This window comes from Bacillus sp. Root131 (assembly GCF_001429475.1).
GTDB lineage: Bacteria > Bacillota > Bacilli > Bacillales > Bacillaceae_G > Bacillus_A > Bacillus_A thuringiensis_S.
In genome coordinates, this window is sequence record NZ_LMJQ01000045.1 from 38,480 (window position 1) to 51,126 (window position 12,647).

Sequence of the window (12,647 nt, forward strand, 5' to 3'; positions counted from 1 at the left end):
CTAAAATCACAAAAAGAAGCACATTTCATATGTACCAGGTCTTACTCACATTAACTTAAAATAATCCATTTAAATAAAACAAAGGAACGCTACAACTACTTAATAAAATTACTACAATTCATTTTTGAAATAATACGTGAACTAAACTATCATGCGGAAATGTTTTTACGTACGGGAGCTCAATAAAATTAATCTGAAGAATATTTCATGTGGTGTAACTGTTTTGGCAACATCATCCACTTTACATTAGTTTTCTAAAGGATTCAAGTGAATTGTATGAATCCCATACACAATTCACAATTTAAAACGTTTTCATTCATTTTAATAAGCTCAACAAAAAAAAACGTAGCCAAAAAGCTACGTTTTTCTTTCATCGTTTCGGTGTATTTTTATGATTCTTCAAAAACGGAAGCGGGAATTGCTTACGGAAATGCTCTTTAATCATGTATTCTACACCGTTCTCACTATTTGAACGTGTAATCCAATCTGCTGCTTGCTTTAACTCTACAGGTGCGTTCCCCATCGCTACACCAAGTCCCACGTTTTCAATAACCTCTAAATCTTCCATACTATCTCCAATCGCAACCATTTCATTTAGCGAAATATTTAAATGCTCTCCAAGCAATTGTAATCCGCGTAACTTTGATACATTTTGCGGTAAGATTTCTATTCGTTTTGAATCACATTCAACATACTCTACATCTTGGAATGCTTTTCTTAATGTATTTAGCCCGCGTTCTTTTTCACCTTTACTTTGGAAAAGAACATCAATTTTTGGCGCCGCTACCGGATGGTCACGAAGCGCGTCACCTAACGAATCTACAAATTGAACTGGATAAAATAACGGATCTGCGCTTGATAATACAGTGCGCGCAATTAAGTTTGGTGTATTTCTCTCACGATTTCCTATCGAAAACCGTTCATGAGAAATACGTACGTTACAATCAAAGTGCTCTAACACTTGCACAATGTTAAAAGTCTTCTCTTCAGATAATCTTCTTTGAACGTACGGCTTATCTAACGTTGCTGAAACGAAAGCACCACCATGTGTCACTAATATAGAATCTAATTTTAACGCCTTTGCTACTTTATGAGCGGATTGAAAATTACGGCTCGTAAATAACGTAACGTATACATCTTTTCTTTTCACAAATTCAATTGTTTCTCTTAATCCTTTTGCAATTTTTCCATTGTTGTATAGTAGTGTCCCATCTATATTAAGAGCTAGTAAGCGATAAATCATGTCGCACTCCCCCTCTTCGCTGTTGTACTCTATCCATAATTTATGAAATAAATGTAACAAATAGAACGAGTTAGAATTACTACTGAAAATTTGGTTTACTATATACATATACACTTAGTAAAGGAGATAGTACAATGCAGGCACCTCCTTCTTTTTATGAAGGCGATACGTTAGAAGTCGCAAAAAAATTACTCGGGCAAAAACTTGTTCATATTGTAGACGGAATAAAGCGAAGCGGAATCATTGTAGAAGTAGAAGCATATAAAGGCCCAGATGATAAGGCCGCACATAGTTACGGCGGCAGACGGACAGATCGCACAGAAGTTATGTTTGGCGCACCAGGGCATGCTTACGTATATTTGATTTACGGTATGTATCATTGTTTTAACGTTATTACAGCACCAGTGGGCACCCCGCAAGGTGTTCTCATTCGAGCCCTTGAGCCAGTAGACGGTATTGAAGAAATAAAACTAGCGCGCTACAACAAAACAGACATTACAAAAGCGCAATATAAAAACTTAACAAGCGGTCCTGGCAAACTATGCCGTGCACTCGGAATTACTTTAAAAGAACGAGGCTTATCATTACAAAGTGACACATTGCATATTGAACTGGTCCCAAAAGATGAACATATATCATCACAATATAAAATAGCAGCAGGACCTCGTATTAATATCGACTATGCAGAAGAAGCTGTACATTATCCGTGGCGTTTTTATTATGACGGGCATCCGTTTGTTTCAAAGAAATAAACATATGTAAAGGGAGAGACTATGAGAGGCAAACCTGAACTAAAAATAGAATCAGAAAAAGTATATAAAACGAAGAAAAATCCAAATGGAATGTTTATAGCAAGAATACTACAAATTCCGAAACAAGAAGATAAACTAGACTTTGTCCTTATTTTACAAAATAAAAAAACGAAAAATATTATTTATAACAAAGTTTTAGTAACAACAGATAACGACTATTATTCTTTCCGACTCGCTCGTGGGAATATTAAATGGTCATCCTTATATACTGTTACAGTATGGGATGGGCTTGGACATCAATTAGTAGAAGTATCAGCCTTAACTGGTAAAGAGAACTATTCTATTTCTGATGAGCATTATTCCGCATATCGGGAGTAACTCAAAATAAAAGAGAAGCCGAATTGGCTTCCCTTTTTACTCTGCACCTTCCGCAGTTGCAATATTATCCTCTAAGTTTTCTCTTGATAATTCAGCCGCCATAAAATCTGCTGTTTCTGGAAGTGCTAAATGCATATGAGCTTTTTGACAAATTTGGATCGTACAGTTTTCTATAACATAGTCGAAAACATGTCCACCCCCGCTTCTTTCATCATCAATATAATGTAAGTGGAATCCAGCTACACCAATACCTTGCGCATAATCTGGTGTCCAAAATCCAGCAAGCGTACCTTCTGTATTTTCAAATGAAAAGATTGGTTGTGATTTCGTCACTTCAACGAGCGGTGTATACGGTTTTTCTTGTCTTGGAACAGTTCTCGTTCTTACTTCACGGAACGTACCGTCCATTCGAATACCGTAAAATAAGTTTTTACTTGGCATTAATTCATGTAATAACGCTTCAACTTCTTCACGATTCATCGGATGCTCTACCGTATAACTCATTTCTTTTTCAAAAAACGTTACAGTAGCAAATGGTGTTGTTTCTTCTGGTTCTACTTTTTCTGCTGAACCGTCTGAACGTAAATGATAAAATTCATTATCAAATGCAATCATTTCACCATCTAATTGATCAAATGTGCCGATGCCAAAATCACCATGTTTTTTCAAATCTTCAAAGCTAATCACACCATCATATATACCATCTAATAGCGCAAGCATTGTAGATGTTTGATATACTTCATTACTCGTTTTCGTTTTTTTTGCATCAATATCAATTAATTGCGCAACAGTCATCTCAAATCTGCCTCCATTAGTTTAATTGGTTTGGTAATAATTTTTCGCTTAATTTAATATTGTCACGATAGTCAATTGGAATATCAATAATGACAGGACCATCTGCTGCTAATGCTTCTTTTAATACCTCTTCTAATTCATCAGGCGTGTTAACACGAAGACCTAACGCTCCGAAACTTTCCGCATATTTCACAAGATCAACATCACCAAACTCTGTAGCTGATGTTCTACCGTATTTCATCATTTGTTGGAATGCAACCATATCATATGTGCCGTCTCTCCAAACAAGATGGACGATTGGAGAATTTAAACGTACCGCCGTTTCTAACTCCATCGCTGAGAATAAGAAACCACCGTCACCTGATACGGAAACTACTTTTTTACCTGGTTCTACTAAAGTAGCTGCGATTGCCCAAGGAAGTGCAACACCTAACGTTTGCATACCGTTACTAAATAATAATCTACGTGGTTCATAAGAACGGAAACATCTCGCCATCCAAATAGAATGGGAACCGATGTCACATGTAACAGTTGTATCGTCACTAATTAAAGAACGAAGTGTACGAATCACTTGAAGTGGATGCGTAACACCCTCCGAAGCACGGTTCGGAACTTCTGCTTGTTCTGATAATTTCGCGCGTAATCGTTCTAATACCGCTTCTGATTTCGTACTTAATACAAGTTTCGGTAATTTCTCCGCGATGCTATTTACCGTTAAGGCAATATCTCCAATTAATTCACGCTCTGGTTGGTAATCATGGTCGATATCTGCTTGATGGTCGTCAAGATGAATAATCGTTCTGTCGCCAAGTTTATTCCAGAATTTTGGATCATACTCGATTGGATCATAACCGATAGAAATCACAAGGTCTGCTTCTTCTAGTAAAATATCACCTGGTTGGTTACGGAATAAGCCAACGCGGCCGAAGAAATGATCTTCTAACTCACGTGAAATCGCACCAGCTGCTTGATATGTTTCAACAACAGGAAGTTCTGTATCCGCAATTAATTTACGAACAGCTTTCGTCACTTCATTTGTGCTCGCTCTCATACCAAGTAGAATAACTGGTAATTTCGCTGATTTTATTTTTTCTACTACATATGTAATATCATGTGTGGGAGCGATTCCAAGCTGTGGCTTAGAAAGCGCACCGATAGACTCTACAGTTGTTTCCGCAGTCATAACGTCTTGCGGAAGGCTTACTAAAGTAGCTCCCGGATTTGTGGAAGTCGCACTTCGAAATGCATTACTAAGTGCTTCTGGCACATTATCAGGATGCTCTACTTCTACGCTATATTTTGTGATTGGTTCGAATAGTGCAGCATTATCCATAGATTGATGCGTACGTTTTAATCGATCCGTACGCGGTACTGCACCAGCTAAAGCAACAACGGGATCACTCTCCGCATTCGCAGTAACAAGACCTGTCGCTAAATTTGATGTCCCTGGTCCTGAAGTTACAAGACATACGCCCGGTTTCCCTGTTAATCTACCAATAGCAGCTGCCATAAATGCTGCATTTTGTTCATGACGACAAACGATTAACTCTGGTCCTCTTTCTTGCAATACATCAAATACAGAGTCAATCTTTGCTCCTGGAATACCGAAAACATGTGTAACACCTTGTTTAATTAAACAATCAACAACAAGATCTGCTCCTTTTGTTTTTGTCTTCACGTCGTTTGCTTTTACACCTGTACTCAAACTAATCATCCCTTTATTTCATAATGTGTGTAATAAAGATTTTAATTTCACCTAGTTAATTAAGCTGGTGAAGTATCTTTATCATTATATTACAAATGCATTATTTTTCCAACAATATGAATTTGAAATTATTTTGACAAGTTTTAAAGAATGCGCTTACAACCTTTTGTTTATCTTAAAATAACATTTTTATATCTCTTCTAAAAATACGCAAAAATATTTTCACCCATTTATAATATTAACAATCTTATAGTACCTTGCAAAGAACAATAGTAAGTGATATATTTGTAAATAATGGAATAACCATTATTTGGAATGTTATTCGCAATTAGTATATCTCCTTTCAAGAAGTAGATATAGATTGTGTATGCTGTTTAGAAAAAAGATAGGATTTTCAGCCATAATTCATCATTTTATAAAGGAAAGTGATCGTTATGAACAAAAGTGAATTTTTAGAGCAACTTAGTTCTTCCCTACGGAATATGCCTAATTTAGAAAAGGAGGATATTATCTCGGAGTACGAAACTCATTTTATTAGTGGTAAACAAGATGGAATATCTGAAGAGGAAATTTCTAAAAAGCTAGGAAACCCTAAAACTATCGCTAAAGAACTTAATATTTCATATGTAATAAGTAAAGCTGACAAGAAACGCAGCCTAAAAAATATTATGACAGCACTGTTTTCTGTTATGAGCTTAAGTGTTTTAAACTTTATATTTATCATTATCGCCTTTTTCGTATTACTCTTTCTATTACCGCTTCTTCTAGCACTTATAATTGCTACACCATTATTAATTATTTCACCTATCTTATTAATAGGATTAGGATTCTTTAAAGGGTTTCATCAAATCAGTTATTCCGATGTTTATAATGTATTTATAGCTTTTTGCATCGGCTTACTAATATCCGTCATATCTTATCAATTAATAAAACATATATACTCACTTTTAGTTAAGTATTTAAAATGGAATTTAGCTATTTTACAAAGATACTAATGAATATAAAAGGAGATTAATATGAAAAAGTATATTTTATATCCACTCATGTTACTTACAATGTTATTTCTATCAGCTTGTTCAAACAGTGTACAACCTAAGGAAGAAAACGATGTCCAATCTATTAAAGATGTTGCTATTAAAGTTCCAGAAAATATATTTAGTTCCTCAAAGAAAAATGAAAATATTAGTGAAGACGAAATGAAACAAAATATAAAAAGTTATTTAAATTATAGCGGAGAGTTAGACGAAAATATCGTTCCACTTTCATCCACTACATCCGATGAAAATATCACTGAATCTGACCGAGAAAAATTACAAAAACTAATAGAATTAGCGAAACAAAATGATACAAACTTCCATAATTTTATTAGTAACAATACAATCCCTGATGATTACAAAAAGCCTTCAAAAGAAATATATGAATTTATTTCATCATCTACAGCACTTTCAGTAGAACTAGATCAAGAATTAGACAAACTCGCTCAAGATCGTAACTTATTCAAAACTGATTTCTCTTTTACAAAGCGCTTTGAGAAAGCTAATGGTAGGAAGCAAAAAGAAATTGAAAAGTTTTTGAAGGAAAAGAACATTAAAACTTCAATTAACAGCAATAAAAAAAATTAGATGTATTACATACCCCTTTCAAAATAACCAATAAGAAATGGCTATTTTGAAAGGGAGTTTTTGTGGTATAACTATTAAATTCCCTAAACAAAAAAGACGCTCCTAAACTAGGAGCGTCTTCCACTATTACGCTTGTTGTTGCGCGCTATATAATTCTTCAAGTGGCTTCATGATAATTTTGTTAACGTCACCGATTACAACGTTTAGGCGTTGCTCAGTTTCCATTAATTTTGTAATTTTAGCATCTTGTTGAATGCGAGCTACAACTTCTTGTGCTTGTTGGTTGTCTTCTTCAGTGATTTCTTGGCCTTGCATCATTTTTTGTTGTAGGCTAAGTTGCATTGTACGGAACTCATCAAATAAGTTCTTTGAAGCCGCATCGGCTTGAACTGCTGCGTAGCTCTCTTTTAAAGTTTTGAAGTCTTCGTTTTCAGCGATTGCTTTTTGTAATTCATATGCAACATCATGAATGTTCTTTGTCATTTTATTTTTCCTCCTTAGAAGGCTAGCGCTTTTCATACGCACTGCCTTTTCAGTGCATTTACATACGCACCTCTTCTTACCATATCAAACTATGCAAGAGATGTGAAGAAATTTCACTTTTATTTCTATGTACTCACCTTATTATCTAAGAAACAATAGTAACAATCCTTGTACGAGTCCGATTATTCCACCTAATAATGCTCCTAAATACGTAATCATTTTCAATTCATTTTTCGTAATAGACAGAACTAAGTCTTCTAATCTTTCTGTTGAGAATGTAGACACTTCTTGCTGGACAATTTCCGCAAGATGTAGATTGTTTAGTATACTCTCTACGTTTTCTGTTCCCCACTTCAAGCCTTTCGTTACTGTGCTTGGAACCACTTTTTCAATAATTGTTTCTCGAACTGGCTCACATACTTGCTGAACAGATTGATTTAAAAACTTACTCACTGTTTCCTCTACTTTAACTGCTGACAACACGGAGCTTACAATCATTTCTTTCTCTACAAACGATTCTAATTCTTTTACATCTCTTCCTTTTAACTTTTCCCACTCTTTTTGCAGTACGTCAGTTAAAAGCTGCTTTGTACCATCTTGCCCTAAAAACTTAATAACTTCTGGCTGCACACGATCCACTACACTTACATTTCCTAAAAACATTCCGACTAAGTTAAGTAGCGTTCCGCGAGAAGCAAAGAAATCATCAATCATTTTTGAAAGACGGCCTTTCCCTTCTTCACTTTCAAAAAAGCTAATTCCTCGCTCTAAAATAAACGCCGAGACATTCGGAATCGCATTCTCTACTTTTTCATTTACAGAATGAGGTAAAGCCTGTTCCCATGTATATGTATAATACTCAGCTAAAAATGCCTGTATTTTTTCTGTAATCACATGTTCAATTTTTTGAGTCACTTCTTCTTCTACATGCGCTACATTCCATTTTTCTAACATATGTCGCAGTGATTGTTCATTCTTAATTACTTTATCCACTTCCACTTGCGCCCAGTGGATTAAACCTTTTTGAAACTCTTCATTTGTTAGCTTTTTTCCGATTCCTTCCGGTGTTAACAAATGTTCTACGACCATTTTCCCTAATTGAACAGCAAGTTCATCACGACGTTTCGGAATTAATCCTGGTGTAAATGGAACTTGAAACTTTCCGATATAAATAGGGCGATGAGGACGAAATAACATTTTTATCGCTAAATGATTCGTGTATCCCCCAATAATTGCTCCGAGTCCTGTCGTCGTTAACATATTTAACCATATATTCATTACAATCAACCTTTCACTTCTCCAAAACTATAGCATATCATCATACGGACAAAAGTATAATGGTATAAAAACGTATTTGCAATATATAGCTTCGCCTATTATGCAAATAGTAGTAAAGGAGTGATTTCGTTGGTTCTCGGTCTTTTAGCTTCTAAACTTCATTATGAGCAAACATATTACACCGAAATCGCTAAACGCGCTCGGCTTTATCATAATGTCGTTGCCCAGTTTACGCCATTTTGTATTGATCCTAAAACAGACCTTGTTTCTGGTCTTATTTACGATACAGATACAGGAAAATGGAAAGAGCAAACATTCCCTATTCCTTCTTATATATATGATCGTTATTCTTTTCACGAGGAAACAGACTTTGAAAAAGCAAAATCAATTATTCACTCTTTGCACAATCGTCCTACCACTACCTTTTTAAATAACACACTTATTGACTTAAGCGAACTACATGATTTATTTCTCACGAATAAAAAATTATCTCCTTATATACCAAAATTTGAAATAGCAACGATACAAAACATTTTCAAACTGTTGTTAAAAACTAAAGATATTATTATACGCCCCACTAATATACATTCTAAGGATAACTTATATCGAATTGCTTACAAAAATAAAACGTTTCATATCGATACAGTAAATGAAAAATACCATACTTCTATTACAATCAAACGGACAGACGAATTTATATCTTGGTGTAAATCTAACATACGTTCATCCCGTTACATAGCGCACACTATGCTACAACCACCAAATCAATTAACATATCCACTCCACATTCGAACCATTTTGCAAAAAAACAAAGAACAAACTTGGAATGTTATCGGTCAATTTATACAAAAAAGCTCATTTCCTAATCAACTTTTACCCTCAACAACGGACGATGATTCATTACATTCATTTTCAAAAATTAAATACGTACTATCTAGTACGGGTGTGCAACTATTGCAAGATGCTTTACACGACATTGTAAATGAAGTATTCCAAACACTAGATCAGTCTTATTCTTCGTTATTTGAACTAGAACTTTCCACAATTATGGATCAAAAAGGCGCAATTTGGCTTATGTATGTCAACACGATTCCCCCTTACGAACAATACATTCGTCATAGTGATTCATTAGCTGAAAAGATATTTCACGGACCACTTAAATTCAGTCGCTTTACACCATAATGAAAGGAGGTAAACCTATTTTGAAAGAACATATATATACATTAAACATTTCAGATGAACATCCAAATAGTATTACTTTACCTTACGTTTTTTCTATTACGCCACCTATTACATCCCTCTCCTTCGGTATACGTCACATTGCAAGTGAAGAGGTGAAAATTCATTATTCCTTTACTCGCGAAATTATTATCGGAAAACATATTGCTGAAAAACTTTTACTACCTCAATCAACCACTATTCATGCATTCACACAAAACCAAACAATTATTTTCGGACCATTAATCGGCATTTTCACAACTGGCTTTAACGATGATTCTTCTATCCCTTTAGGAAATCGTTCAATTGCCCTCAGTGAGTTGTTAACACCACCATTCTCATTACGACCGTTCGTATTCGTCTTTGGCGTTCAACATATAAACTGGGAAGAAGAAACGATTGAAGGATATTTCTTTCAAGAGAAACAATGGATAAAGAAAAAGGTTCCTTTACCAAATGTCATTTACGATCGATTACCAAATCGACAAGCAGAAAATTACAAACCAATCGTCAGAGCAAAAAGAAAGTTAGAACAAGACTACTCCATTCCATGGTTTAATCCAGGTTTTTTCAATAAATGGGAAGTTCATCAACTTCTTATGAAAGACGAATCAATTAGACCCTTATTACCAAACACAGAAGCATTTCAGCATTTTGAACAAGTAGAACGGTTTCTTGGCACGTATAAATCAGTGTACATGAAACCAATACACGGGAGCTTTGGTAGAAATATTCATCAAATATTTTATTCTCAAACAGAGAATTGCTACTACTGTCGTTATCGCGAAAATGAAGAAAATAAACTGAGAAAGTATCAATCATTAGAAACTCTTCTAAACCACGTATTAAAGGGACATGATTTAAAAAAGTTTATCGTACAGCAAGGTATTTCGTTACTTCGCTTCGATGGGCAACCTGTTGATTTCCGCATTCATACAAATAAAAATCATTTCGGTAATTGGATAGTTAGTGCAATCGTCGCCAAAATCGCCGGCAAAGGCAGTTTAACAACGCACGTAAATAGCGGCGGTGATACAAAATTGCTACAAGAGCTTTTTCCAGATTCAACGAAACAAGTTCAAATTGAAAACAAATTAAAACATACTGCCTTACAAATAAGTTACGCGCTCGATGAACAAGTAACCGGAAATATTGGAGAAATCGGTTTTGATATCGGTTTAGACACAAAGGAAAATCCGTGGCTCTTTGAAGCCAACTCTAAACCTGGGCGAACTGTATTCCAAGATGAAAAATTAAAAGAGCAAAGTGAAATGACGCGCCAGTTATTTTACGAATATGCCGTCTACTTAACTGAACATTCTTTACGTGATACAAAAGAAAAAATGTCTCAAATAAAATCAGGGGCTTCATCAAATACCGAACATATCCCTTCCCCTATGATTCACTCACAAATACAAAAACAAAAACTTCCACCTAGATAATAAGGTGGAAGTTTTCTATTTACACAAGTTTTACTACAACCTCTGTTTCCACGTTACATACTCCGCAATAAAAAATATGATTGCAATATTCATTTGAATTATTATGCGTTAAACCATCTACTGCATTTAATAATTCTTGATCCATATAGGCACTATAATCGTCTATGTAATCTACAGACTTCCCATAATCTTGGAGTATACTTTGGCAATTTTGACAAGAATATGTTTGTGATTCTAATGCGTTGCAAAGCGGGCAAATCCCCATCATGATTCCTCCATACGTTATCGTTTAAAGCCTCTCTTTTTTAGATTGAAGAGAGCACCTACCCATGCATAGGAGCGGTCACTCCATCCCTACTTAAAAATAGAACTATGAAGTTGCTACCGATTTCATTTCAATAAATCATAAATAAGAAGCTAATGATTAGCCTACAAGTAGCAGGCTACAATGAGAAAATTATATTTAATATCCTCCTTAGTTTGGCCTGTTTTCTTAAAAATACAACGATTACTCTTATTTCATAATTTACGAAATCAATACGTTTTTTTGACAAAATTTACAAATTATTATTTTGTATATCTTTCTAGGTAACATCCATACTATGAGTACAAACTTAATTACCGATGGATTAGCGCCAACCGGGGCGATAATCTGGTTCAACTCCAGCTAGTCCAACCAAAAAAACTTTTATAACTCTAAGGAGGATATATTCCTATGGCAAACCAAAATTCTTCAAATCAATTAGTAGTACCAGGTGCAACAGCTGCAATCGATCAAATGAAGTACGAAATCGCTCAAGAATTTGGTGTACAATTAGGAGCAGATTCTACGGCTCGTGCTAACGGTTCAGTTGGTGGAGAAATTACAAAACGTCTAGTTGCAATGGCTGAGCAAAGCCTTGGCGGATTCCACAAATAAATATATATGGCAAAAAGGTCTCAAGGCATATGCCTTGAGACCTTCCTTAATTTATTGCAACATTTGTAAAAACTTCTTCGTACGTTCTTCTTTTGGATTTGTAAATACATCTTCTGGTGTACCTTGTTCAACAACGACACCGCCATCCATGAAAATAACACGGTTCGCAATTTGATGTGCAAAACGCATTTCGTGCGTTACAATGACCATCGTCATACCTTCTTTAGCAAGTTCTTTCATTACTTTCAGAACTTCTTGAACAAGTTCAGGATCAAGTGCTGACGTCGGCTCATCAAATAGTAACACTTCCGGCTCCATCGCAAGCGCGCGCGCAATTCCAACACGCTGTTGTTGTCCGCCTGATAATTGAAATGGATATAAATCCACTTTATCTGCTAAACCAACTTTTTCAAGGAAGTAGTTTGCTTTTTTCTTCGCTTCTTCTTTCCCTACTTTTTTCACTGTAATGAGTCCTTCCATTACGTTTTGAAGTGCTGTCAAATGAGGGAATAAGTTATGGTGCTGGAATACCATACCTGTTTGCGTACGAAGATTTACAATATCTTTCTTCGATACTTTTTGAGCAAAATTAAGCTCTTTATTGCCGATGCGAATGCTACCGGCGTTTGGTGTTTCTAGTACGTTAAGACAACGTAAGAATGTCGTTTTACCAGATCCAGACGGTCCAATAATAACAACAACCTCGCCTTTCTCAACTGTTAAATCTATATGCTTTAGTACGGTATTATCTCCGAAACTTTTTTGTAAGTGCTGAATTGAAATCATAAAAACAAAAACTCCTTTTGTAAAAG

14 protein-coding genes are annotated in these 12,647 nt (G+C 35.2%); 7 read left to right on the forward strand and 7 right to left on the reverse strand.

Annotated elements, in window-relative coordinates; genetic code table 11:
* Positions 1-370 precede the first annotated feature (370 nt).
* The gene (locus ASE54_RS32535) at positions 371-1,243 is read right to left on the reverse strand and encodes a Cof-type HAD-IIB family hydrolase (RefSeq protein ID WP_000640419.1); all 873 of its coding nucleotides are present in this window, start codon (positions 1,241-1,243) and stop codon (positions 371-373) included.
* A 134-nt stretch (positions 1,244-1,377) separates the two neighbouring features.
* Between ASE54_RS32535 and ASE54_RS32540 the strand changes: the two genes are divergently transcribed.
* Positions 1,378-1,995 carry a DNA-3-methyladenine glycosylase gene (locus tag ASE54_RS32540; RefSeq protein ID WP_001148792.1) on the forward strand — a complete coding sequence of 206 codons (618 nt, stop codon included), beginning with the start codon at positions 1,378-1,380 and terminating at the stop codon, positions 1,993-1,995.
* 21 nt (positions 1,996-2,016) lie between these two features.
* Entirely contained in the window at positions 2,017-2,373 is a 357-nt protein-coding gene (locus tag ASE54_RS32545) for a hypothetical protein (RefSeq protein ID WP_001214381.1), read from the forward strand.
* 36 nt (positions 2,374-2,409) lie between these two features.
* Here the strand turns inward: ASE54_RS32545 and alsD are convergent, their stop codons facing one another.
* Together alsD and alsS are read right to left on the reverse strand one after the other, a co-directional pair.
* Complete coding sequence (gene alsD / locus ASE54_RS32550; protein WP_000215018.1) at positions 2,410-3,168, reverse strand: alpha-acetolactate decarboxylase; 759 nt, start codon at positions 3,166-3,168, stop codon at positions 2,410-2,412.
* A gap of 16 nt (positions 3,169-3,184) precedes the next feature.
* Positions 3,185-4,873: an acetolactate synthase AlsS gene (alsS, locus tag ASE54_RS32555; RefSeq protein WP_000103522.1), complete on the reverse strand. Its 1,689-nt coding sequence runs from the start codon at positions 4,871-4,873 to the stop codon at positions 3,185-3,187.
* A 434-nt stretch (positions 4,874-5,307) separates the two neighbouring features.
* Here alsS and ASE54_RS32560 point away from each other — a divergent pair, with 434 nt between their 5' ends.
* Both ASE54_RS32560 and ASE54_RS32565 read left to right on the forward strand, forming a co-directional pair.
* Entirely contained in the window at positions 5,308-5,868 is a 561-nt protein-coding gene (locus ASE54_RS32560) for a DUF1700 domain-containing protein (RefSeq protein WP_001042963.1), read from the forward strand.
* Positions 5,869-5,889: 21 nt separating this feature from the next.
* Complete coding sequence (locus ASE54_RS32565) at positions 5,890-6,495, forward strand: NDxxF motif lipoprotein (RefSeq protein WP_000760031.1); 606 nt, start codon at positions 5,890-5,892, stop codon at positions 6,493-6,495.
* Positions 6,496-6,621: 126 nt separating this feature from the next.
* On the opposite strand, the gene ASE54_RS32570 is transcribed toward ASE54_RS32565, so the two are convergent.
* Positions 6,622-6,978 carry a YlbF/YmcA family competence regulator gene (locus ASE54_RS32570; RefSeq protein WP_000164612.1) on the reverse strand — a complete coding sequence of 119 codons (357 nt, stop codon included), beginning with the start codon at positions 6,976-6,978 and terminating at the stop codon, positions 6,622-6,624.
* Positions 6,979-7,119: 141 nt separating this feature from the next.
* Entirely contained in the window at positions 7,120-8,256 is a 1,137-nt protein-coding gene (locus tag ASE54_RS32575; protein ID WP_003281617.1) for a DUF445 family protein, read from the reverse strand.
* Positions 8,257-8,385: 129 nt separating this feature from the next.
* Between ASE54_RS32575 and ASE54_RS32580 the strand changes: the two genes are divergently transcribed.
* Positions 8,386-9,438: a YheC/YheD family protein gene (locus ASE54_RS32580; RefSeq protein WP_000242802.1), complete on the forward strand. Its 1,053-nt coding sequence runs from the start codon at positions 8,386-8,388 to the stop codon at positions 9,436-9,438.
* 20 nt (positions 9,439-9,458) lie between these two features.
* Positions 9,459-10,916: a YheC/YheD family protein gene (locus tag ASE54_RS32585; RefSeq protein ID WP_000658095.1), complete on the forward strand. Its 1,458-nt coding sequence runs from the start codon at positions 9,459-9,461 to the stop codon at positions 10,914-10,916.
* Positions 10,917-10,935: 19 nt separating this feature from the next.
* Here the strand turns inward: ASE54_RS32585 and ASE54_RS32590 are convergent, their stop codons facing one another.
* Positions 10,936-11,181, reverse strand: a complete 246-nt coding sequence (locus ASE54_RS32590; RefSeq protein WP_000510472.1) for a hypothetical protein — start codon at positions 11,179-11,181, stop codon at positions 10,936-10,938.
* A 450-nt stretch (positions 11,182-11,631) separates the two neighbouring features.
* On the opposite strand from ASE54_RS32590, the gene sasP reads away from it, so the two are divergent.
* On the forward strand, positions 11,632-11,835 hold the full coding sequence (gene sasP, locus ASE54_RS32595) for a small acid-soluble spore protein, SasP family (RefSeq protein ID WP_000013338.1): 204 nt from the start codon (positions 11,632-11,634) through the stop codon (positions 11,833-11,835).
* A gap of 51 nt (positions 11,836-11,886) precedes the next feature.
* Here the strand turns inward: sasP and ASE54_RS32600 are convergent, their stop codons facing one another.
* On the reverse strand, positions 11,887-12,621 hold the full coding sequence (locus tag ASE54_RS32600; RefSeq protein ID WP_000623613.1) for an amino acid ABC transporter ATP-binding protein: 735 nt from the start codon (positions 12,619-12,621) through the stop codon (positions 11,887-11,889).
* Positions 12,622-12,647 lie beyond the last annotated feature (26 nt).